This is a genomic window from Sporosarcina sp. E16_8 (genome assembly GCF_017347095.1).
Classification (GTDB): Bacteria; Bacillota; Bacilli; order Bacillales_A; family Planococcaceae; genus Sporosarcina.
The window spans coordinates 1-24195 of record NZ_JADPRZ010000050.1 but is presented as its reverse complement, the minus strand read 5'-3'; the positions used below and the strand labels follow the sequence as shown (position 1 = coordinate 24195).

General features: G+C 41.3%; 25 protein-coding genes. 17 read left to right on the top strand and 8 right to left on the bottom strand.

The features are described from left to right. Positions 1-83: 83 nt before the first annotated feature. A complete protein-coding gene (locus I2484_RS21665) occupies positions 84-206 on the bottom strand; it encodes a hypothetical protein (RefSeq protein WP_255551569.1) in 123 nt (40 codons plus the stop codon). A 374-nt stretch (positions 207-580) separates the two neighbouring features. Here I2484_RS21665 and yiaA point away from each other — a divergent pair, with 374 nt between their 5' ends. Beyond that, positions 581-1045 (top strand): inner membrane protein YiaA, encoded by a 465-nt coding sequence (gene yiaA / locus I2484_RS18065; RefSeq protein WP_207152459.1) that lies wholly within the window; start codon positions 581-583, stop codon positions 1043-1045. A gap of 141 nt (positions 1046-1186) precedes the next feature. On the opposite strand, the gene I2484_RS18060 is transcribed toward yiaA, so the two are convergent. After that, on the bottom strand, positions 1187-1381 hold the full coding sequence (locus I2484_RS18060) for a hypothetical protein (RefSeq protein WP_207152458.1): 195 nt from the start codon (positions 1379-1381) through the stop codon (positions 1187-1189). 510 nt (positions 1382-1891) lie between these two features. On the opposite strand from I2484_RS18060, the gene I2484_RS18055 reads away from it, so the two are divergent. Next, complete coding sequence (locus I2484_RS18055) at positions 1892-3469, top strand: glycoside hydrolase family 10-like protein (protein WP_207152457.1); 1578 nt, start codon at positions 1892-1894, stop codon at positions 3467-3469. Between the two features lie 355 nt (positions 3470-3824). Here the strand turns inward: I2484_RS18055 and I2484_RS18050 are convergent, their stop codons facing one another. Beyond that, positions 3825-4175, bottom strand: a complete 351-nt coding sequence (locus I2484_RS18050; RefSeq protein WP_207152456.1) for a hypothetical protein — start codon at positions 4173-4175, stop codon at positions 3825-3827. A 396-nt stretch (positions 4176-4571) separates the two neighbouring features. Here I2484_RS18050 and I2484_RS18045 point away from each other — a divergent pair, with 396 nt between their 5' ends. From I2484_RS18045 to I2484_RS18030, 4 genes are all read left to right on the top strand, one after another. Then, positions 4572-5453, top strand: a complete 882-nt coding sequence (locus I2484_RS18045; protein WP_207152455.1) for a DUF1672 family protein — start codon at positions 4572-4574, stop codon at positions 5451-5453. A 17-nt stretch (positions 5454-5470) separates the two neighbouring features. Beyond that, on the top strand, positions 5471-5914 hold the full coding sequence (locus I2484_RS18040) for a hypothetical protein (RefSeq protein WP_207152454.1): 444 nt from the start codon (positions 5471-5473) through the stop codon (positions 5912-5914). A 648-nt stretch (positions 5915-6562) separates the two neighbouring features. Beyond that, positions 6563-7444, top strand: a complete 882-nt coding sequence (locus I2484_RS18035) for a DUF1672 family protein (protein ID WP_207152453.1) — start codon at positions 6563-6565, stop codon at positions 7442-7444. 16 nt (positions 7445-7460) lie between these two features. Continuing rightward, positions 7461-9617, top strand: coding sequence for an SA1320 family protein (locus tag I2484_RS18030; RefSeq protein WP_207152452.1), 2157 nt, complete (start codon positions 7461-7463; stop codon positions 9615-9617). Positions 9618-9760: 143 nt separating this feature from the next. Here the strand turns inward: I2484_RS18030 and I2484_RS18025 are convergent, their stop codons facing one another. From I2484_RS18025 to I2484_RS18010, 5 genes are read right to left on the bottom strand one after another with little or no spacing between them, the layout of a single operon-like run. Next, positions 9761-9961 carry a hypothetical protein gene (locus I2484_RS18025; protein ID WP_207152451.1) on the bottom strand — a complete coding sequence of 67 codons (201 nt, stop codon included), beginning with the start codon at positions 9959-9961 and terminating at the stop codon, positions 9761-9763. 5 nt (positions 9962-9966) lie between these two features. Continuing rightward, positions 9967-10167: a hypothetical protein gene (locus I2484_RS18020; protein ID WP_207152450.1), complete on the bottom strand. Its 201-nt coding sequence runs from the start codon at positions 10165-10167 to the stop codon at positions 9967-9969. Positions 10168-10172: 5 nt separating this feature from the next. After that, positions 10173-10352 (bottom strand): hypothetical protein, encoded by a 180-nt coding sequence (locus I2484_RS18015; RefSeq protein WP_207152449.1) that lies wholly within the window; start codon positions 10350-10352, stop codon positions 10173-10175. A gap of 5 nt (positions 10353-10357) precedes the next feature. Next, positions 10358-10480, bottom strand: a complete 123-nt coding sequence (locus I2484_RS21660) for a hypothetical protein (protein WP_255551567.1) — start codon at positions 10478-10480, stop codon at positions 10358-10360. Continuing rightward, the gene (locus tag I2484_RS18010; RefSeq protein ID WP_207152448.1) at positions 10461-10679 is read right to left on the bottom strand and encodes a hypothetical protein; all 219 of its coding nucleotides are present in this window, start codon (positions 10677-10679) and stop codon (positions 10461-10463) included. The genes I2484_RS21660 and I2484_RS18010 overlap by 20 nt, the downstream gene beginning before the upstream one ends. A 366-nt stretch (positions 10680-11045) precedes the next feature. Here I2484_RS18010 and I2484_RS18005 point away from each other — a divergent pair, with 366 nt between their 5' ends. From I2484_RS18005 to I2484_RS17955, 11 genes are all read left to right on the top strand, one after another. Then, the gene (locus I2484_RS18005) at positions 11046-11273 is read left to right on the top strand and encodes a hypothetical protein (RefSeq protein WP_207152447.1); all 228 of its coding nucleotides are present in this window, start codon (positions 11046-11048) and stop codon (positions 11271-11273) included. Between the two features lie 128 nt (positions 11274-11401). Continuing rightward, positions 11402-11575, top strand: coding sequence for a hypothetical protein (locus I2484_RS18000; protein ID WP_207152446.1), 174 nt, complete (start codon positions 11402-11404; stop codon positions 11573-11575). Positions 11576-11876: 301 nt separating this feature from the next. After that, entirely contained in the window at positions 11877-12170 is a 294-nt protein-coding gene (locus I2484_RS17995) for a WXG100 family type VII secretion target (protein WP_067212644.1), read from the top strand. Between the two features lie 79 nt (positions 12171-12249). Beyond that, positions 12250-12489, top strand: coding sequence for an ESX secretion system protein YukD (gene yukD, locus I2484_RS17990; protein ID WP_207152445.1), 240 nt, complete (start codon positions 12250-12252; stop codon positions 12487-12489). Positions 12490-12502: 13 nt separating this feature from the next. Then, complete coding sequence (essB, locus tag I2484_RS17985; protein WP_207152444.1) at positions 12503-13867, top strand: type VII secretion protein EssB; 1365 nt, start codon at positions 12503-12505, stop codon at positions 13865-13867. A gap of 153 nt (positions 13868-14020) precedes the next feature. Continuing rightward, a complete protein-coding gene (gene essC, locus I2484_RS17980) occupies positions 14021-18502 on the top strand; it encodes a type VII secretion protein EssC (protein ID WP_207152443.1) in 4482 nt (1493 codons plus the stop codon). Continuing rightward, positions 18499-21327: a type VII secretion protein EsaA gene (gene esaA, locus I2484_RS17975; RefSeq protein WP_207152442.1), complete on the top strand. Its 2829-nt coding sequence runs from the start codon at positions 18499-18501 to the stop codon at positions 21325-21327. Before essC ends, esaA begins: the two co-directional genes overlap by 4 nt. Next, positions 21317-21817, top strand: coding sequence for a type VII secretion EssA family protein (locus I2484_RS17970; protein ID WP_207152441.1), 501 nt, complete (start codon positions 21317-21319; stop codon positions 21815-21817). Before esaA ends, I2484_RS17970 begins: the two co-directional genes overlap by 11 nt. A 27-nt stretch (positions 21818-21844) precedes the next feature. Further along, positions 21845-22219 (top strand): YwqH-like family protein, encoded by a 375-nt coding sequence (locus I2484_RS17965; RefSeq protein WP_207152440.1) that lies wholly within the window; start codon positions 21845-21847, stop codon positions 22217-22219. Next, positions 22204-22506, top strand: coding sequence for a YwqI/YxiC family protein (locus tag I2484_RS17960; RefSeq protein WP_207152439.1), 303 nt, complete (start codon positions 22204-22206; stop codon positions 22504-22506). Before I2484_RS17965 ends, I2484_RS17960 begins: the two co-directional genes overlap by 16 nt. Beyond that, entirely contained in the window at positions 22503-24098 is a 1596-nt protein-coding gene (locus I2484_RS17955; protein ID WP_255551564.1) for a ribonuclease YeeF family protein, read from the top strand. Before I2484_RS17960 ends, I2484_RS17955 begins: the two co-directional genes overlap by 4 nt. Positions 24099-24195 lie beyond the last annotated feature (97 nt).

Below are 24195 nucleotides of genomic sequence, written 5' to 3'. Positions count from 1 at the left end.
ACGCCGAAAGTGTCCAACCAATCTCTAAAAGTGTGCAACCAACAAAGGAGTGTACAACAAAACCCTTGAAGTGTCCAACGAAACTAGAAAAGCGTCCAACCAACCGCCGAAAGTGTCCAACCAATCTCTAAAAGTGTGCAACCAACAAAGAAGTGTGCAACAAAACCCTCGAAGTGTCCAACGAAACCCGAAAAGCTTCCAACCATTCGCCGAAAGTGTCCAACCAATCACTAAAAGTGTCCAACCAACAAAGGAGTGTGCAACAAAACCCTCGAAGTGTCCAACGAAACTAGAAAAGCGTCCAACCAAACGCCGAAAGTGTCCAACCAATCTCTAAAAGTGTGCAACCAACAGAGGAGTGTCCAACCAATCCCTAGAAGTTTCCAACCAAATGATGTGTTGAAACGCCGTGCGTCAACCAACAACCAACCGACTAATTTTTATAACTAGTAGTATATCCTTGAACTCATTCATACACTAGTACCTCACAAAAAGATTTGCAGAGGAGGTTGAATATTTTAAAAACGTTGCCGAATAATTCTCGTTCGGATATGATTAGCGGAAGGGGAGGGAACATTCAATGTCTAATGATAATGAAGATATATTTAATAGAGAAAAACAAAGTGACCCAAAAACCAAAGTAATGAGAAAAGATGGAGAACCAACTTCAGTTTTCAAAGGAGCTTCCATAGCGGCGTTGTTAATAGGAGTATCAGCTTATCTCTTGGGTTTGTATAATGCAACGATGGAACTGAATGAACAAGGGTATTACTTTGCGATTTTAGTATTCGGACTCTATTCATCTGTATCTTTGCAAAAAGCAGTAAGAGATAAAGAAGAAGGAATACCAGTGACGAACATTTATTATGGTATTAGCTGGCTAGCACTTATTATATCTATTTTATTAATGACAATTGGTTTATACAATGCAGGAAGTATTGTTTTAAGCGAAAAAGGGTTTTATGGCATGGCTTTTGTACTTAGTATATTTGCAGCGATAACAGTTCAGAAAAATGTGAGAGATACACAGAAAGCTAGAGAATAGGTTTAGCTGCTTTCCGTTAATCTAACGACTTTATTTGATTAAACAACAATACTTTAACCCCGTTCTCAATCTAGAACGGGGTTAAAGCATTGTTTGAGACTAGGTAATGTTCATTCCAATAGTCCATAAAGCTAGATGTATCTACTTTCTCTGCCCGAAAGAATGACCGTTGTGATAAATTGGCAAGTTGCTCAAGTGCGTTGGACAAGCTGTCTGCAGCAACGTTATCCGCATGTTGCGGTAGATTTTTGAGTTGCGAATGATTTTGCCAGCCTCCGTTAGGCCGCCGGCAAGATACACTCGACCAACGGCATGTTGGAATTCGATTGTCACCATGTAATCGCCTCCCTTCATCCTCTATCTAGAAGAAAGGTAGGGGAAGGGAGGCAGGTGTATGTAATTTAGCTGCGTACCTATCGTGTGGCGGTCATAATACGACTCATGGCGGTCATAAGTGCATCCATGGCGAGCATAACGGGCTTCGTGGCGGTCATAAGTAGCCCCATGGCGGTCACAACAAGCTTGATGGCGGTCATAACATAATCGACAATCTATTACTGCACCGGAAAATACATAGAAATGTAGGACAAGTACTTACATTAAACTTACTCTCTATAAATCCCCTTCAATTAGCGACGTTTTGTGATATTAGATTTCCGCATCTATCATTATTATTGTTTTCGATAGTTTGCAAGAGTAAGCGCCAATACATGATATAATTGAGGCAAAGAAACACGTATAGATTCCAAGAAAGCAATCATTAACACAATCACTGGTAGGTAAACGTTCTTATTTGACCCGGAAATCGCTATTTTTGTAGATTATAATGGAAGGAAGTTATTTAGTATGAATAAACACCTCTTTAAAGCGACATTATCAGCAGCTTTAACACTCGTTTTACTTATATCACTACTACCTTTACAGGGTAAAGCAGCAAGCGTGTCGTCCCCGAAGAATGAGATGCGTGCAGCTTGGATTGCAACTGTTCAAAATGTGGACATGAAACCTGGCATGAATGTAGCTCAATATACCGCTTGGGTACAGAAAACATTGGATCAATTGAAAGCCAATAAATTCAATACAGTTATTTATCAAGTAAAACCAACAAATGATGCGTTATATCCTTCAAAGTTGGCGCCATGGTCATCGTATATAACAGGAGGGAAACAAGGTAAAAGCCCCGGTTATGATCCTTTATTAATTATGATCAACGAAGCGCACAAGCGTGGCATGGAGCTACATGCATGGGTTAACCCGTACCGCGTTACAATGCCCGGACAAACATTAGCAAGTCTTGCGCCTAGTAATGTAGCGCGCACAAATCCTGGTTGGGTAGTTAAATATGGTAAGCAATATTATTTGAATCCTGGACTTCCTGAGGTGCAAAATTATTTAATTTCTACAGTCAAAGAATTAGTAGCTAAATATGATATTGATGCTGTTCATATGGATGATTATTTTTATCCGTATAAAATTAAAAATGAAGTTTTTCCTGATAAAGCTGCATTTAAGAAATATGGAACTTCATTTAAAAAAGTGGATGATTGGCGTCGAGATAATGTAAACCAACTTGTCAAAAAGGTCAATTCATCTATTAAAACGACTAAACCACATGTGCAATTTGGGATTTCACCATTTGGCGTGTGGCGTAATCAATCAATGGATCCTACTGGCAGCAGCACGCGAGCTGGTGTAGCTAATTATGATGACTTATATGCAGATACAAGGCAATGGATTAAGGACGGCAGTATTGACTATATTACACCACAAGTCTACTGGTCTAAAACGCTGTCAGTAGCTAGGTATTCAACTCTATTAGATTGGTGGAGTACTGAAGTAGAAACCTATGCCGACGTACACCCTGTTAATCTATATATTGGTCTAGCCGATTATAAAGTTGGCGTTGACGCCGATAAAGCATGGAAAAACAAAATGGAGTTACCAAACCAGGTAATTGCTAACAGAGCAAACCAAATAGCGACGGGTCAAATGCACTTCTCCTTGAAGAGCATTCAAAAGAATCCGCTTGGTTATGCAACAATCCTGAAGCAACAACTGTATGACTATACTGCTTTAACGCCAGCAACTTCTTGGAACAACGCGGCTATTCCAGCAGAGCCAACATGGGTACAAGCTAACAAGGATCTAGCTGGAATGAAGCTAGTCATCAAAGATGAAACGAGCAAACAACCAAGGAAATATGTGATCTATCGTTTTGAAGGAAACGAAGTGGGATCATATGAAAATCCACGCAACATAGTAGATGTTGTCTATAATACAAGAGGAAATACAGTGTTTATAGATAAGACAGCAAACCGCAACAAACACTATACATATGGAATTACTTCCGTATCAGCCACTGGTGTTGAGAGTGAGAATGCGTATGTTGTAACGTCTGAAGAGGTTAGCCGGTTAGCGAAATAACCATTATTGTTGAACGAATGAATACCTGTAAAAACTAAGCGTAGCCGCCTAATAGGGATAGTAGAAGCCTTAAGATTGGTGGCATCGCCTAGCGCGGAAGCGGAATTGAAAGGGTATTTCACTTCAATTTATCGGAGAAATGGTTTCTTTAGGGACAGGTATCTAACTATTGCCTGCATCCTAATTTAGGAGTTACAGTTAGTTGACCGAAGCGAAATCTAATGACAAATAGGGCGTTCAGTGAAGAGTTTGACTCTCAACTGAAGGCCTTTTTTAGTTATGTGATTTTTGTCTCCATGGCTAATCAGGTTCGTTAAGACGCGATAGCCTTTAGGGAACTCAGAAGATGCTGCAATCAATTTTGGAAAGTGTTCAACGAAGTCCAAAAAGCGTCCAACCAAATTCGAAAAGCGTCCAACCAACGTAGGAGTTTCCAACAAAACTCTTGAAGTGTCCAACCAATCCCCGAAAGTGTCCAACGAAATTCGAAAAGCGTCCAACCAAATTCGAAAAGCCTCCAACCAACAAGGGAGTTTCCAACATAACCCTCGAAGCGTCCAACCAATCGCCGAAAGTGTTCAACGAAATTCGAAAAGTGTCCAACCAACGTAGGAGTTTCCAACAAACCCCTTGAAGTGTCCAACCAATCGCCGAAAGTGTTCAACGAAATTCGAAAAGCGTTCAACCAATCTCCGATAGCGTCCAACCAACCGTTGAAGGCCTCCAATTCTCTAGAAAAAATTGAAGCTAAGGTTGCGCTTATGGAATAAGAAACAAGATATCTTACTGAATAGGTAGCAGTTTAAAAAATGGTATGAACTAATAGCAGATAATTATCACTTGATAAAAAGGAAGGGGATATTTATGTGGGTTGAATGACCTAAGTGCAAATCATTGTTTATTGGCTTTCTTTGACAGTCGGTTACTCCAGTGGTATTTATTAGTATAATGGAAAGTTCACGTAAATAATTGAGAGCACTTTTTAATAGAAGAGAAATAGCAATCTACTGTAGAAATTGAGGTGTATTCGTTGAATATTGGCTATAAAAACATACTGGTACTAGCATTGAGCACATCATTACTAGTAGGAGGGTGTACGGGTATGGACAATTCAACTAGTAAGGAAAAAGTTGAGGTTAAGAAAACGTCGACTGGAAATAAGGAGAATGCGTACGAAATAGAGAACGTCGTACGTGTACAAAACTACACCGGTGAAGGTTATAAATTGCGCGACAGCCGACCAGAAACGGGACAACTGGCTGAAGAAAACCGTGAAGAAATTGAGGAAGCGGTCCAACAGTTTTTCCTCAAGAAATATAAAACAGAAGTGATTGTCCATAACATGGTCGGGGCAGTCGATGGTGCTTCTGTGTTCGTGGAATCAGTGGGTGAACCTCATTTTTACACATTTGCAATAGTAGGGATTGACGTGAAAAATGAAACTGTGGAACTAGATAATTTTTGGTCACAAGAGGGCCAAGTTGAATACGCGATAAATGGTGGTTTATACGCGATGGCATTTGAAGAAGAGTTTCTTGTACTGGATGAATACCTGGAAAGAATGACAAAAGAATATCCAATTGTCGGAATTCCTATTGAAGCAATTGAAAATGTAAAAGCGACAGGATTTGCAACGAGTTATTATTCCATTACGCCTTTAGGGGATGTATTTAAACAGTTATTTGAAGTTTATCTAAAAAACCCCGACATTACTAAACAGGAATTGAAAAGCTATTTTATTGAAAAAAACATTAACCCTGAAAGACTAGTCATTCCTATTGAATTTTACATGGAGGATGAAAACATCAAACCCGATAAAGAAATTTTCGATAAACTCGTTGCTGATATCGAAAAAATGAAGGGTATTCCTCAAGGTGCATATTCAATCTATTTGAATGACAACCTGATTGATAAACGTAGAGGAATCGGGATGAAAGATAATACATTGGAAAGAACCACACCTAATAAGATAGTGAAAGATTGAAAGGGGAATGGGGAAGTATGATTGAACTTACTAATGTTTCCAACTTCGAAAGAAATATATCCATTAGTAAGAGGGGAAAAACAATTGATGATGAGAAAATCAATTATTTATCGTATTCAACGGCGAGTGATAAAGATTTAGTTGAATTGGTTGGATACCATGCTTATCAGCACTATGGGACAGATAAAGCAATAATGACAAAAAACGGCAGTGAATATCTAGTTATAAATACAGCATACGATGGGGATTCGGGCCTTGATGCATTAACCGTCAAAAATATAGATTCTAACGAACTAACCATCGTCTTCGTAGGAAGCGAAAAATTAAAAGATGCCGTAAAATATTTTGAAGACATAAATGAAAAGTATGTTCCTGTCACCTCTGTAACAGGAAACTCGCTACCAGGCGCCTCGGCAAATGCTATGACAATTGAAATCCTAGCGTCAAAGCAGTTACATTAAATCAGGTCATGCTTCCTGAAGGTATGGTGGATCCCACAAAAAAATACGCTAACATAACGAATTACTATAGCAAATGTGATTTCTTAACAAGCACACAAGGCACGCTTCAATTGGAAAGCCATATTCCAGGCAACAAAGGCTAAAGCCTCCAATCAATCTCTAAAAATGTCCAACCAACGAAAAACTGCCAACAAATAGAACTCCAATTATATAAGCATCACATAAGTCCCTTTAAATCAAGTATCTTTATATAGAGGTATTTTCAGAATCTTTAAAAATATAAAAATGAATCCAAAGTATTGTTTGTGGGATGAACTGCAAGATACCCCACTGTATAAGTCACAGTTTAATAGAAAGCTTTTAACTAAGAGCAGATAATTACTGCTTGATAATAAGGGGCGGCATATTTACGTGGGTTGAATGGTCTACGTACTAATCGTTGATTATTGGTTTTCTTTGACAGTTGGCTATCCTAGTGGTATTTATTAATGTAATGGAAAATTCACGTAAATCATTGCAAGCACTTTTTAATAGAAGAGCAATAGCAATCTACTGTAGAAATTCGAGGTGTATTCGTTGAATATTGGCCACAAAAACATACTGGCATTAACATTGAGCTCATCATTACTAGTAGGGGGATGTACGGGTTTGGACAATTTAACTAGTAAGGAAAAAGTTGAGGTGAACGAACCGTCAACTAAAAATAAGAAAAATGCATACGAAACAGAGAATTTTGTAAGAATACAAGACTACACCGGTGAAGGTTATAAATTGCGCGACAGCCGTCCAGAAACGGGACAACTGGCTGAAGAAAACCGTGAAGAAATTGAAGGAGCTGTCAAACGATTTTTCATCAGTAACTATAAAACGGAAGTAATTGTCCATAACATCGTGGGGGCAGTCGATGGTGCTTCTGTGTTCGTCGAATCGGTGGGCGTTCCTCATTTTTATACATTTGCGATAGTGCCAATTGACGTAGAAAATAAAACCGTGAAACTCGACACTATTAGGTCACAGGAAGGGCAAGTGGAAGAAGCAATTCAAGGTGGTTTGTATGCGATGGCTTTTGAAGATAAATTCAGAAAACTTGATAAGTACCTTGAAAATGTTGTAGAAACATCGCCAGTAGTTGGCACGCCTATCGAAGCGATTGAAAATGTAATGGCTACTGGATTTTCAACACCTTATTACTATGTAACCACTTTTGACGATATTTTTGATGAATTATATCAAGTTTATTTGGCAAATCCTCAGATAACCAAAAAAGAGTTAACGGAGTTTTTTAATGAAAATAGCTTTAATCCTAAAAATTTGGCTATAACAATTGAATTTTACTCGAAGAATGCAATAGAACAACCCAATAAAGAAGTTTTTAACAAAATCGTTATGGAAATTGAACAAATGGAGGATATTCCGCGGGGAGAGTATTCAATCTATTTGAATGACAACTTTATTGATAAACGAAGAGGAATTGGGAATAAGGATAATACTTTGGAAAGAACAACACCTGATAAAATATTGAAAGAATGAGGAAGGAAGGGAAGTGATGATTGAACTTAATTCTGTTTCCAGTTTGAAAAACAGTTCACCAATTTATCAAAATTCAGAAAAAAACGATAAACAACAAATCACTCAAATTCTGCAATCTAAGGCGAAAGATACAGATTTGGTTGAATTGGCGGGATATCATTCCTATAAACATTATAAAGTGGACAAACAAATAAAAATTAACGGAAGTAAGTTTCGTGTTGTTGATATAAATTATAATACAAAATCCGGTTTGGATGCATTAGCAGTAGAAAATGTGAAGACTAACGAACTAACCATCGTCTTCGTAGGAAGTGAACAACTAAAAGAAGACTGGATCGGCACGAACTTAAAGTTATTAAGCGATACAACACCTGCACAACTAAAAGATGCCCAAGACTATTTCAACCACGTAAATGAAAACTACGGAAAAGTCTCCTCCGTGACAGGGAATTCTCTTGCAGGTGCCTTGACGAATGCAGTTGCAATTGAAAATCCGCGCGTCAAAGCAGTTACATTAAATCCGGCGATGCTTCCCGAAGGCATGGTGGATCCAACCAAGAACTACTCCAACATAACGAACTACTATAGTAAATACGATTTTCTGACGAGTACGCAAGGTACACTCAATTTGGAAGACCGCATCCCAGGCAACAAATACAAGATTAACAACGGGCTCCCGCTATTCTCCATGTTCACTTCCAATCATACAGGTTATGTGGAAGCAGACAAAAATGGTGATTATACAATTCAAATAGGGCTTGATGGAGAACCGGGATACGGCTTCATCCATATTGGGGCAGCCGACCATATAGTGACCAGCATCTGGACGGGGTCCCCTCTTCATGGAGGCACAGCTGAAAAGATTGCCATTAACCATGGAAACATGACCGCACTCGCAAATGGCATCAAAGATCATGTGAAAGGCAGAATGGGTTTGGCAACGGGCTATTTGGAGAATTCGGTCAGCATTGTGGATGATGAAAGCGCACGTTTTTCCCAGCGTGTAACGATGCTGCAGGTATTATTCACACAAAAATTTGAAGAAACGGCAGGCAATCCGCTGTTCATTGGAATTGCGGGTACAGGTCATCTTATTAAAGCCTGTATTGATAGTCTAATTTCACTTCTAGACAAAGCTGAAGAAAAATGCCGCATCTTGAACTCCATCTTAAATTCTAAACCTGCAGAGCTAATCGAATATGTGATGTCCATTGACATTAGTGTAGAAAGTCTATTTGCGCCTGTTAGAAACTACTTAAATGATTTAAAAGACGATGTTGATAACTTAGTCGCAGGGGCACAAAACATCATCACAAAAGACATACCTGACTTTTTTAAAGGTGGAAAAAATTACTTCGTCGATGCGGTTGTCGGGGAATTGACTGCCCACTATGCCATAATGCTTGCGAATAAAGACAAAATGAATGGACAGTTAACTGACTATGAAAACCAAGTCCAGTCAGTGGCAGATGCGTTTACCAATAAAGACACGAGCTTGGCAGGAGTAATTCGTACAAATGCCTCATCGCTCGCGGATACGGATTCTGTACAAAAAACGGCTGTATTTACCCTAGATCCTTCCCCATATTTAGAGACAAAGATGAAAATCAAAGAAATACAAGTCGCACTCGCCCATGAAAATATGACTGCAGTTACGACTATGGTGCTCATGCCAATTCTTCAAGCCATGGAAATCGTATTGCTATTAATTGAGGCAGCTCTTGAAATGATTGTCGCTAGTATTAATACAGCAGTAAATATCGGCTTATATGGAAATCCTATCGGGCTAATTGTCAGCTTGTTTTCCGATTTCGATCAAAAAGTGAAAGCTGCAGCAAAACAAGCCTTGGAACCGATAGAAGAAATGGAGTCTACAATTGAAGGTCTTCGAAAAGGGGTAAATAGTATGATAGGGAACTTGCCCGAAATGGTGAGTAATTTTAAGCCCTATATCGATACTGCTATTTTTGAACCGGGTAAGTTTGAAAATGTTCGTTTATACAATCTTGCAGCCTCTGCAATTATGGATGAAATGGAAATCCTGTTTAAAGATATTACTTTTCAATTGGCATTTGAAAAAGGAAATGCAATTGAAGCCTCATTGGAAATATCGGAAAGTGTGTTAAGTAACATTGTCTTATTAAATGAACAGGTGGACCGGGGGACGATTTAACTCCATTTGGCAGAATTTTACCACTACTTTAGGTGGTAAGAGGAAGGCAAACGAAACTATAATCCAGCGGAGATTAAAACCCCGGCTGAATAAGGGAACTCAGACTAAGACTGCCGCGCTCTGCGGCAACAAGGAGGGGGAGTTTAATACCTCTCCTTCTCGTTGGCGAAAAGCCTCCAACGAAATTCGGAAAGTGTCCAACCAACGAAGGAGTTTCCAACTAAACCGTCGAAGTGTCCAACGAATTCAGGAAAGCCTCCAACCAACGGCCGAAAGCGTACAACGAAATACGAAAAGCGTCCAACCAATGAAGGAGTTTCCAACAAAACCCTTGAAGTGTCCAACGAATTCAGGAAAGCCTCCAACGAACGGCCAAAAGCCTCCAACCAAATTCGGAAAGCGTCCAACCAACGAAGGAGTTTCCAACAAACCCCTCGAAGTGTCCAACGAATTCAGGAAAGCCTCCAACCAACGGCCAAAAGCCTACAACGAAATACGAAAAGCGTCCAACCAACGAAGGAGTTTCCAACAAACCCCTCGAAGTGTCCAACGAATTCAGGAAAGCCTCCAACGAAATTCGGAAAGTGTCCAACCAACGAAGGAGTTTCCAACCAAACCCTTGAAGTGTCCAACGAATTCAGGAAATCCTCCAACCAACGGCCGAAAGCGTACAACGAAATACGAAAAGCGTCCAACCAACGAAGGAGTTTCCAACAAACCCCTTGAAGTGTCCAACGAATTCAGGAAAGCTTCCAACCAACGGCCAAAAGCGTACAACGAAATACGAAAAGCGTCCAACCAACGAAGGAGTTTCCAACTAAACCGTCGAAGTGTCCAACGAATTCAGGAAAGCCTCCAACCAACGGCCGAAAGCCTCCAACGAAATTCGGAAAGTGTCCAACCAACGAAGGAGTTTCCAACCAAGCCCTTGAAGTGTCCAACGAATTCAGGAAAGCCTCCAACCAACGGCCAAAAGCCTACAACGAAATACGAAAAGCCTCCAACCAATCTCCGGAACTGTGCAACCAACGAAAAACCGCCAACAAATAGAACTCCAATCATATAAGAATCACATAATTACCTTTAAATCAAGTATCTTTATATCGAGATACTTTTCAAATCTTCAAAAACAGAAAAATGAATCCAAAGTAGTGTTTATTTGATGAACCGCAAGATGACTTACTGTATAAGTAGCAGTTTAATAGAACGCTAGTAGCCAATAACAGATAATTATTACTTAGTAAAATGGAACGGCATATGTATATAGGTCCAGATACCTAATCATAAAACGATTTTTATTGGTTTTCTTTGACAGTTGGTCATTCTAGTGGTATTTGTTAGTATAATGGAAAATTTACGTAAATCAATGAGGGCGCTTTTTAATAGAAGAGCGACAGCAATCCAATTTGGAAATTTGAGGTGTGTTTGTTGAATAATGGTTATAAAAAATGGATGGCACCTACATTGAGTTTTTCTTTACTAGTAGGTGGATGTACAGGTATGGAGAACTCAGGCACTAATAAGGAAACCAAAACAGAACTTCCAAATACAATTGCAGCGCAAGACGACTATACATGCTCATTCCTCGTTTCAACTGACGAAGTTGATGAACGGCATTATGTTTTTAAGCCGCGGCCAGAAGCATATACGATGTGAATACCTGTGGATGAGACACTATCTAAACTTTTTATGATAAAAGAGAGAAACACTTGACGCGGTTTTTAGATTTCGAAAGTGAATATAGTAAAAGTGATGATGAAAACAATGTCTATTAGTATGGTGAAATGATCTCCGAAGTTGATGAACAAGTAAATGTATGCAACAACCAAAAACATTCCGTGACAGGTGCGACACGGGAATATAACACGATTTACAATGAACTTGCCACTCAACCAATCACAATCACTTATCGACTTAGAGAAACAGTAGAGTCTACATGGATGGTTCTTGCACCATAACCGCTCAACCAAAACGGAAAGGAGGTGATGCCGCAAAAATGGACATGGTGAAATTGGAAGTATCTGTTTTGAAACGGCAAGTCGTCGTTGTCCGAACAGTTATTTTATCCCGCATTAACGGGCAGTAAGACCCCCACATCAAGTCTTTGGGAAAAGTAAAGAGAAATAAGTCGGGGGTCAACTGCCCGTAAAAGCCCGAATGGCTCAACTAACAATCAGTGGGGGATAGGAAATCCCCCCCACTGATTGAAGTTTCGCTTTTTACATGCACTAAAATTCAAGGAAAAGGGAGATGTTTTAAATGTCAGGAATTATTCGCGTAACACCAGCAGAACTGGATGCTATGGCATCACGTTACAACCATGAATCAGGGGAGGTTGCTTCACAAATCGGCCGTTTGGACGGAATGATTGGTGAATTGCAATCCATGTGGGAAGGGGCTTCAAGTGCAGCGTTCGCGGAGCAATATGAGCGCCTTAAGCCAAGTTTTAACGAGATGCGTGAATTATTAAGTGAAGTTGGCGTACAGCTAAGCCGTGCGGGACAAGCATTGCAAGACGCGGATCAGCAAATCGCTGGTCAAATTCGCGGCTAATTATTCAGATTCAGAATTAAAAATAGTGGAGCGTCATTCCCTAAAAGGAAGGCGCTTTTCCTTCATTGAGGTGGGAATTATGTATATAGAAATTACTGTAGATCTTTCAAATTACGAGGGCGATATAATCGATCTTAGATTGTCAGATTATTATACAATGAAAAAACTGATAGACATTGCTTGGCAGGCAAATTCTATTTCAATTAATCCGCGTGAAGGTCATTGGATACGGGTAGTTAATAAAGACAAGCTATTCCCAGGACATTTGACGCTGGCACATTGCGGGATTAGGACAGGTGATCGTATTGAAATCATTTGAAGGAGAAAAAAAGATGGCGACTCATGTACATACATATTTAAAAGACTTGATAGGCGTAGAGATTAATGAAGAAGCGAATAAAAGAACATTCGTATTTCAAAAAGAACGTTTCGGTTTTAAGAGAAGTAGTGAGATTGTCTTTTTAAAAGAAGTTAATCCTGAAATTAGAAAAGAAATTGTCATAACAGATGACGAGTTGATCATACAAGCAGACATTCCAAGTTCGTTGAAACATTTTGATGAAATTCAAACAGAAGATGCCAAGTCAAGATGGATGTTTGCGCATCAGCTTGTAGAAAAGGTTGATGCTCATCCGTATCCCCGGCTAAATCTTATCGTTTGTCCAGAAAACATGGTGTATAGCAAAGGGATGGCGCCTGTTTTCATCTATTATGGGGTGATGGAGAGCCTGCCGCCATTTAGAAATGATGCACAGCGCGTCTGGCTTGAAACGAGAGCGGCAGTAGCGGCGGCGGTAGATGGCTCGTTCACATATGAAGAATACTTGAAGTATAACGAGGTCCTGGAGCTTAATGAGACGAGTGCGAAAGTGATGTCCAGTCCGGATAGCCGAGCGTTGCTGGATTATATTGAGCAACAACTTGAACTTTTGGATATCAAAGAACAAGGCTTTGTGAAGCTGCCGCGTGACAAGTGGAAAAGGACTAAATGGTTATCTATTGGGCTTAGCGTGCTACTTATTCCAGCACTATTACTTACAATTATTTATTTCATACACGAAAAGCCGAAAAACGAAGCGTATATTGATAGCCATGAATACTTTTTGGAGCGAAATTATAGTCAGGTCGTCACCGTGTTAAGCCCGTACAGCATAAAGTCGATGCCCTATGTGATGCTGTATGAACTGGCTCATTCATTCGTAACAAATGAAAAATTGGATGAAGAACAAAAAAGGAATGTGTTGTCGAATATCACATTGCAAACAGATTCGGACTATTTGAAGTACTGGATTTACCTTGGCCGGGGGGAAGCCGCGAATGCGGTTGATTTGGCTAGGTCAATGGAAGACGGAGAACTCATTACGTTTGGATTACTGAAAAGACGTGAGGAAATCCAAGCTGATCAAACGCTTACGGGCGAAGAGAAGCAATACCAGTTAGAAGAAGTAGATAGAGAAGTGGATGAGTATGAAAAATTAATGAAGCAGAATGAAGAAGACGAGGAAGATAAAGCGGCGGAGCAAGAAAAACTAGACAAGGCAGCGGAGCAAGAAAAAGCGGCGGAGCAAGAAAAGATAGACAAAGCAGCGGAGCAAGAAAAAGCAGACAAAGTAGTGGAACAAGAAAAGCTAGACAAAGCAAAGAAGCAAGAGAAAGTAGACAAAGCTGAAACAGTAGACAAGGAATCCAAACCGTAAGCGAAAACGAGGAACTATATATTCGGCACTACTAATTTAATTAACTACGTGGTTTACCTCACCAGTATAACAAACGAACCAGGCGACAAAGCGGTGTCGGAAGAACACTCTACTTGTTAAGTGCCGACTATATAAAAAAAGAAGGTGTTTAAGATGAAACAACTATGGCTGTTTTACGGAGAAGATTACCAATCTATCAATCTGGATGACGAAGACTTTACTTCGCTGACAATCGGGCCTGCAATCGGCAATGATATCACGGTACTGTCGTTCCCATTTCACGCTGGACATTTCACGATAGAAAAAGACGGTGATGGCTTTACGGTTCATGATGGGGTCAATTACGTCGGTCGATTATCGGCCAAAGAGGGTTTCTCTATTGAACAAGAAGAACTAACCCTTCATTTGTATGTCTTATCCGCCCGTGCTGCTACGAAAACGTACTATCTTGATTATGAAAATGAAGTTTCGTTTGATAGTCATCGTGAAACGGCAACAGTTAATCGGGAAGAAGTTACTTTTCCGCAAGTGGAATCCGGTCAATTTTCATTGAATAAGACATTGGGCGGATGGATCATTAAGAAAAATTACAGTTGCCCGCTCTATGTGAATGGTAAAAGAGCTGAACTGAATGAACCCCTTCAAATCGGAGATGTAGTTCAGTGGGCATTCATGGAAATGAAATTAATCGAACAAGATATTTTAGAAGTCGTTTCTGCTGTTACGTATGAAACCAGGTTGTCAGAAATTGACGTACCACAGTCTGAACTTGTTACTATGTATCCTGATTACAGACGGACACCCCGAATGATCTACGAATTGCCTGAAGACAAAGTGTCACTCTCATTTCCGACGCAGGAAAGTGATGATTCAGGACGCGGTCTTTTGCTTATTATTGCACCGCCGCTAGTTATGCTCATCGTTATGGGGCTTGTTGCCATTTTGATACCTCGTGGGATTTTCATCATCATTTCCATATCGATGTTCCTAATGACACTCGTCACCTCAACAGTTCAATTTTTTAAAGATCGAAAAAGACGTAAGTTAAATGAAGCGAAAAGACGTCGTGTCTACGCGGTTTACTTACAAAATATGCGTCAAGAACTGTATGAACTTGCTAAGAAACAGAAAGAAGTATTGGACTACCATTTTCCACCGTTTGAACAGATGAAGCAGTTGACGAATCAGTTGTCGGGTAGAATTTGGGAAAAGACAGTGGACAGTCATGACTTTCTGGAATTTAGGCTAGGTACCGGCGATGTGCCCGCCAGTTATGATATTAAGTTATCATCGGGGGATTTGGCGAATAGAGAAGTCGATGATTTATTGGAACAGGCGCAGCGAATGGAAACGGTCTATAAGGAAATTCCGTCTGCTCCAATCACTGCTCATATATCGCAAGGGATTTTAGGGCTTGTCGGAAAAGCTTCGATTATCAAGCGTGAACTGCGTCAGATTGTTGGGCAACTCGCTTTTTCTCATAGCTATCACGATACGCGTTTCATCTACATCTTTAACAACAAGGACTACGCAGATATCGAATGGATGAAATGGTTGCCGCATTTCACACTTCCTAATATGCATGCAAAAGGATTGATTCATAACGAAGAGACGCGTGATCAGTTGCTGTCGTCACTCTATGAAATAATTCGCGAACGCGATATGGATGACATGAAAGGGAAAGTGAAATTCACACCCCATCTGGTGTTCATCGTTTCCAATTACCCGTTAATTGCGGAGCATGTCATTCTAGAGTACTTGGAAGGGAAAAGTAATGAGGATCTCGGCATTTCTGTCATTTTTGCTGAAGCGGCACAAGAGCGTATGACTGAAAATGTCCATACGCTTGTCCGTTACGTAAATGACTGGGAAGGTGACATCCTCATCAAAGCCGGAAAAGCAGTCAGTACGTCATTTCAACTGGACGTCTATGACCAGAAAACGGATGAACGCTTTGCCCGTATGTTGAAGTCGCTTAATCATCAGATTGGTATGAAAAATTCGATACCGAATTCGGTCAGTTTCCTTGAAATGTTCGGGGTGAAAGATGTTGAGGATGTTCCGATTGGACGCAATTGGCTGACGAATGAATCGTCGAAGTCACTGGCCGTTCCAATCGGTTTCAAAGGAAAAGAGGAACTTGTCCATTTAAATCTACATGAAAAAGCGCATGGCCCTCATGGCTTGCTGGCAGGGACGACGGGTTCAGGGAAAAGTGAGTTTCTACAAACCTATATTCTATCGCTTGCTATCAATTTCCATCCCCATGAAGTTGCTTTTCTCTTGATTGACTATAAGGGTGGCGGAATGGCGCAACCGTTTAGGAATATTCCTCATCTATTAGGCACCATCACAAACATTGAAGGCAGTAAAAACTTCAGTATGCGTGCACTTACTTCTATTAATAGTGAACTAAAACGGCGGCAGCGTTTATTCGATCAATACGTTGTCACACATATCGACGATTACACGACCCTTTATAAGGAAGGAAATGCAGCTGAACCCTTGCCGCATCTGTTCCTGATTTCAGATGAATTCGCAGAGTTGAAAAGTGAAGAACCTGAATTCATTCGCGAGCTTGTTAGTACTGCAAGAATTGGCCGAAGCCTGGGCGTCCATCTTATTTTGGCGACACAAAAGCCGGGCGGTATTATCGATGAACAGATTTGGAGTAATGCCCGTTTCCGTGTTGCATTGAAAGTACAGGATGCATCGGATAGTAAAGAGATTTTGAAAAACGGCGATGCTGCCACAATCACTGTAACCGGTCGAGGCTATTTACAGGTGGGGAACAATGAAGTCTATGAATTGTTTCAATCTGCTTGGAGCGGCGCGCCGTATATGGAGGAAACATTGGAAGGGGAAGATGACATTGCGATTGTCACGGACCTTGGTTTGTATCCACTTTCCGGCATCGAAACAACTAGCAGCAAGAAAAGAAGCGGTCTAACCGAAATGGAAGCCGTGACAGCAAAAATTGCAGAGACGCAAGCAGAACTGTCCATCCGAAAATTGGCGAGTCCTTGGTTACCGCCGCTGGCAATGCGAATCGACAAGACGGAAGATCATTCTGCAATGCAAGTTGGATTTTCGCTCGGCATGATTGACGAGCCGGAAAAACAAAGTCAAACGCCAATTGGTTATGACTGGACGAAAGATGGCAATCTGGGTGTCTTCGGTTCCTCAGGATATGGAAAGTCGTATACATTGCTGACGGCCGTTCTTGGACTAGCGGCTAATCTAACGCCGAGCGAAGCGAACTTCTACATTTTGGACTTCGGCAATGGATCGTTACTTCCGCTTCGGCAACTACCGCATACAGCTGATTACTTTACGCTGGATGAAGAGTTGAAGCGCGAAAAACTTGTTAAGTTGATGAAAGATGAGATCGCGAAAAGGAAAGTAGCGTTCCAGCAAGCAGAAGTCAGCAATATCAATATGTACAACGAGTTATCTGCTCATCGTTTGCCGCTTATCTATATGGTTGTCGATAATTACGATATCATCCGTGAGGAGATGGAAGAACTCGAAATGCAGCTGATCCAATTCGGGCGTGATGGACAGTCGCTTGGTATCTATTTGTTTATCGCGGCGACGCGCGTGCAGTCCGTTAGGCAATCACTCATGAATAATTTGAAAACGAAAGTTGTGCATTATTTGATGGATGCTACAGAATCATTTACAGTCATTGGCCGTGTTCCATTTGAGTTGGAACCGTTCCCTGGCAGGGCCATTATTAAGAAAGAGGATCCACATTTCGCACAAATCTATCTTCCTGCACCAGGGGAAACTGATTTTGATGTCCTGGAAGCGATTAAAATGACTGCGCGAAACCTGAAGGAGCACTACCGCGGCTTGGAACTTCCGCAACCGATTCCGATGCTGCCGTTCGAATTGACGTCAACTATTTTCCCTTCCTATGTATCGGGGGAACAGGAGAATGGACTTGTTGCAATCGGATTGGATGAAGAAACAGTACGGCCGATAAAAATCGACTTTAGGAAAAATCGCCATTGTCTGCTAGTCGGACAAGTACAGCGAGGAAAAACGAATACATTGAAGTGGATCCTTCATACACTTATGGAGCAAGACGCTGGCTTCATCGCGATATTTGACTCATTTGATAGGGGCTTAGCTATGTTTGCTGGGGACCCAAATGTCGACTATTTAGAAACCAAAGAACGTCTCATCGAATGGCTAACGCAAGCTGAACAATTCTACGTTCAAGCTGAAAAAGAGTATCTGGAAACCGTCCAGTCAGGAAATAGGACAGTTGAACTTGTCCCCTCTTATTTCATTATCGACGGCTATACACGATTTTTACAAGTAGCAGATAGCGGCATACAAGACCGCTTATCGAAGCTGATGAAAAAGTATTCCCACTTAGGGTTCAACGTCATTATTTCCGGAAATAATGCGGAAATTACAAAAGGCTATGACGCATTCACGAATGAATTGAAATTGGTTCGCCAAGCGCTAGTCTTCATGAAAAAGTCGGAGCAGACATTGTATACTGTTGCGTACGAACGCAAGGAAATGGACCTTCCATTAGGATTTGCACATTATATTTTGAATGGTAATGCTAAAAAAATACAAATTCCGTTAAGTGAGATTGAGAGGAAGGTTCTACAATGAAAACGACTAACAATTTGTTGAAAATAGGAGTGGGAATCGTACTGATAATAGCGGTACCCATTTTATTCTTTCAACTACTAGGTGTGAATCTGTTTAACGCGGAGAGTTCCAATAAGCGAATTATCGCGATTGTCAATGAAGACCTAGGCATGGCCAAGGATGAAGAAACCGTCGAGATGGGAGAAGAGGTCGTTTCCATTCTAGCCGAAGATTCAAAGTATGAATGGAAAGTCATGAGCCGTGGGACCGCCGTTAGCGGATTAAAATCGAATCAGCATGAAGCGATTGTTTATATTCCATCAGATTTCTCGCAGAGCATCATGTCTTACGATCAACAGAATCCTGAGCAAGCGGAATTCTCCTATGAAGTACAACGTCAAAAAGCGGGTTCAGAAAAAGAGAAAGTACTCCATGAAATTGAAACGGCTACCAACCGTGTAAATGAAAAGGTTTCGACCCTCTACTGGAGCTATGTTGCACAAGAAATGGATCATATTAAAAAAGAGTTCACAACTATTCTGGGCAAGGAAACGGAATTTCTAACTGCAATGTCGGCCTATTATAAACCCGGGTCTGAGAAGTTAGCGGAAGAGATGAAGAACCAGAAGAAACAAATGGAAGGACTGCGCTCGGTTATCAGTGATGCAAATAATGGGCATAATGACCGAATTGAAAATGCAGACTCATTCGGACAGCAAATGGACGGTTTCATCACATATGTGCAGCAGTATAAAGAATTTCAGCAACAGCAGAAAAGTATTCTTCAACAAGTCCAAGACGACAGCTTAGCTAAGATTCATGCTGCTGCCGCAACTCAAGCGAGCCAGTTCAACGAATCGGTCCAGATGCTTGAAGAAAATAACGAAAAGTTGAACGGTGAAATTGTTAAAGTGAATGAAAAAATTGACGCCAATAAAGAAAAATTCAATGCATTGTCCGATTTACGTAAAAATGAAGTCGATCGCCAACTTGTAGACCTACTTGTCGTTCAAGGAACTGCAATTGACCGCTATAATAACTCGATTTTAGGGAATTTGGAACAAGGAATTGCAGCTGGAAAAGACGCGTCAACTGGAGGTGTTACCTCTAATCCAACGGCTGATCAGCAAAAAATGGCCGCAATCAAAGAGGAAATGGACCGCAAAGCCGGTGCTAAGCTAGCGACTGCACTACCAGGTCTCGAAGAAGAGCAGAATAAAGTGACTGCAATTTTAGCAGCGTTGTCTGCAATGAAAGCAAGCGTTGCGGAAACGACTCCCGAATCCACATTCATTGGTGAACTCGAACAGCTTGAAGGCGAGCTATCATCGATGAACGCAGTCATGTCAGAAAAGGAAGCACTTTGGAGCGGTACAAAGAAAGAAGGAACGGATGATTATGTAAAAGCATCCACTGACTACAAGGATCTGGTTGGTGATTATGATTTATTGAACAAGGAATATGAATCGGTTCAACAAATTTTGAATTCATCCCCTGCAGATACAGCGCAGATGATTTTTCAAATAAAGCAAAAAGAAGCATCCCTTCTTAAGCACGATGGATTGTCAGGGGAACAACGGAGTAGACTGACAGACTTGTTTGCGAAAGGTGCCGCTAGCACGGAGACCAAAACATTGTTGACCTATTATGCAACGCTCGAACAATTTGGATTTACCCTCGACGAACAGCGGCAAAGTACGCATAAAGATGGCGTTCTAAAAGATGAAATCTTAACTGCATTATTGAAAAACGTTGTCGAGATGAATGAACTAGAACTCGAAGGATGGACTTCCGTAGGGGACGGTATCCCTGAGACGGAACTCGGCATGAGCGAGTTGAGTACGACGTTTGCTGCAATCATGTCCGGTTACAAAGAAACAGTGCAAGAGCAGCATTCTGCGATATTGAATGAGTTGAGTTCGATTGACGAGCAAGCAAACGTTTTGCTTACCCAGATTCAAAATACGGCAGGCGAACCTGTCGCTGCAACCAGTGAAGGCGAAGTTGCTGCTGGTCAAAGAAATGTGAGTAGTCAACTCGTTTCGCTCAGCGGCATGATGGATTCATTGTCAGAGAAGCAAAAAGGTCTTGTCAATTACGCGAGTGATCTAACTGAAAAAGCGAATAATATGAAAGAAACGTCTACCGCATTCAGTGATAAGTGGGAAACGAATGTGGGAGCAATGTCAGCATTTGATACGGATATTCAAGACTTTCTTGGTAACACATATGTCGATGGCCAAGAGAATGGCTATGCGTTCAATCATTTTGTCAATCCGCTCCAGGTAAAAGGGGAGGCCGCATTTGCGGATGAAGTGAGGAAGGTACCGCCTGTTATTCTACTACTCATTTTGCTTATTAGTAGCCTATTGATTGGTTTCTTCAGTTATCAAATCAAAGAAGGTCCAATTGGTTTCCGCTTAGGATTGACTTGCATGCTGTCTTTACTCGTAGGTCTTATTATCAGTCTCTACAGCATTAATATGTATGTGCTGAACGACCAACGTGCAGTTGAATGGACACTATTCACCATCCTTCTGCTATTGGCTAGTGCCGCGGTCATTCGTGCAGCACTTGAATTCGGGCAAACGGCAGGATGGATTGCGAGCGTTGTACTGATGTGTCTGTACATTACGCCGCTGCTGATTCTAGCTGTACCTGAAATAAACGTTCCGGATATTTTATCGACCGTTTATATGTCCATAAAATATGAACCTGAAACAAGCTTCATATGGGGAGCGGTTAGTACAGGAATCATTGCAATTGCTATGCTTGCAATCTCTTATTTGATCAATAAATACAAAACAACTGACACGTCAACGGCAGAACAAGCTCATGACAACTAAATCGACTTGGCTGCTACTGATAATCCTGTTAATCGCTTGGACGGCGGGTCATAGTACCGTCCAAGCAGCTCCGGATGATGAACCCAATCTCGATTTGGAACCAGTTGTTTATGAAAAATTAAAGTTTAAGAAAAACACCGATTATTTGCATGACAGTAAAAAGGTTGAAATGAAAAACACAATTCCTGTTAAACAGTTTGCTATTTACTTTGATGGTAGAAGGCAATTACCGAAGAGAAGCAATGGATCCTATCTTTTTCAGACGAGGGAACGTGGAGAGAAAAGTACTGTAGCAGCAAAAACAGCCGAACTCGGTCTCTTTACAAGTGCCGAAAAGAGTGGAAAGAAAATAACCGCTGTCAAGATCATAGAAGACAAACCTGCTACTAATACGCCGCGAACACTGATTTTATTGGCCATAATTGTAGCTGGACTCGTTACCTTGTTTACGATTTTCTTGCCGAAGCTAGTCAACAAATCCACGGAGTGATAAAACAACAGGATAGGGGGAAAAGACTTGCTGGCCTATTACTATGCACAATTACAGAAAAAACAGGAGGAAGTGAGGCGCCTCACCGCGTGTCAAACAACCTTACAAGGAAAACAATCGGAATTTCAATCGAATGAACAAAAGTGTCTGGAACCGGAATTATCCGCGCGTACATGGCATGGTACGCTGGCCACTGCTTTCCAAGATATTCGTGAAGCGGGAATCCATACACCTTTCCTAGAAATAGTTGGTACCCAGTTCGCGGACGTATTTACTGCAATTGCTGACAAGATTAATTCGCTTAACGCTGAAATCGTTTCTATCGAACAGACCATTGCGCGTCTTGAGGCGGAAGCAAGGGCAGAAGCAGAGGAGGCAAAACGTATATGTCTACTGAAGTAAAAATAATTTATGCAGACGTTGAAAGTAAAATCGGTGACATGACTAATGCAACTACATTGCTTGGTCCGAAAGCAGAACCACCAATTACAGGAAATACACTGGATGTCGTAACGAAATTGACGGAGCTTTCGACAAAGCTAGATACGTTATTAACGAGTTATCAAAAGGTGCTTCTTGCTAATAGTGTAACGACTACCAATTCAGTGCAGTTTATGCGTGAATCGGACGAGAAAGTAGCATCTGTTATGGAAGGCACACTGTCAGGACCGAAGATGGTGACACAATGAAGATACTGGACGTCGGCCCATTTGAAGAAGGTTTACAGAACAATATCACTATGCTCAGCCGCTTGGAAGGTGAGATGAAAGCAATTGAAACGGCCGTTGGAGGGCTTGTTGCGCTGGATGATTCCCTAAAAGGGCAAGGCGGGGACGCTATCCGGGCATTTTATAATGATTGTCATTTACCCTTCTTGCAATTTTTCATGACTTTTAAAACATCTTACGATAGCGTTCTTAACCAAATGAAATCCGCCCTCGACACGCTGGAGCCGGCTTCGAACGGTTACATCCAAGAAAGTTTTCTCGAAGCGGACGTTAATAAAGGATTGACAACGATTGACCAATTAACGCTGACTTTGACGGACGAAGCGAATGGTATCATGGATGAAGTCCGTGATATCGTCGCCCTTCCGCATTTGAATGACAGCGAAGTGCATGAAGGCGTGAAAAGTGCACAAACGAAGCGGGAAAAAACGGTCACTGATTTGAATGAATTCGATGCAACGCAGACAGCTGCATTAATGCAGATTGAGGCGGATTTGCTGACAATGGAACTTTGGTTGCTTGAAATAGAAGGTATGATGAACGATGGCCTGTCTGATATAGATTTTCAAGCCGAAAGTTGGGCGGAGTATTCGGGAAATCACCCGCTCAAAACAGAACTGGAACACCGTGTTGATGTTATGAATGGCGTTGTAGAAGACGGTTCAGAGGAAGAGGCGGGAGAGGTATCAACTGCTTCTGCCAATGAACAAGTTTTGTTATTGAAGAAAGCCGTAGGTTGGGCTAATAAAGGAAAAACAGCTACTACTGGTTTATATTCAAGTTTTGGTATGTTCATTGCAGGCAAAGGCGGTGGTTTAAGTACTTCAAAACACATGAATATGCGAACAGGTGCCTATTCATACCGCATCAATGCAACTCCAAAAGCATTAGAGAATTTACGTGTCAAACCCGGTGCAAGTGCGCTAAGTGACTTCAATTGGAGGGTGCCAAAAGGCGGCAAGAAATGGTCACCTAAACATTATAATATTGCAGCGACCAATAAGACGGCGTTGAAGTTTGCATCACAGAAACCAGGGCAAAGTGGTTGGTCAAGCGTCGGTGAACAAGCATTGGAAAAACATCCATCCCTTGCTTATTTTAATCCCGAGGCGACACTTGGCCAAAAGGGGAAAGTGGTCGGAAGCGCAGCAATTAAAGGTGCAGGCAATTCCTTCAAGGATATTGTTGACGTGAAAGGCATTGTGAAGAGTGGTTGGTTAAAAGGTTCCGTAAAAGTACTTGGCCCTGTAGGCGCGGGATTGAGCTATTACAATAACTACCATGAAGCGAAAGATAGCGGTTTAAGCACTGAGGTAGCTGCAACTAAAGCTACGGTTGACACTGCAATCGATACAGCTGTCGGAGGTGCGGTTCAAGCGGCTAGTATAGCACTAGGTACAGCGCTCATACCAATCCCAGGAGTCGGGACCGCAGTCGGCGTCCTTGTGGGATTAGGAATCAACGGCTTCTTAAATAGGAGAACAAAAGATGAGGATGGCAATGAGAAAAAAAACTCGCAGTTAGATAAACTCAAAGGTCTTTTCAAATGGTGATGAATGGAGGAAACCCTGTTTTGTTGAAAAAATTAACAGTTGAAGATGTATCGGTACTACGTGAACCACTGGTATCGGGTAGGCAAAGTCCCAATGC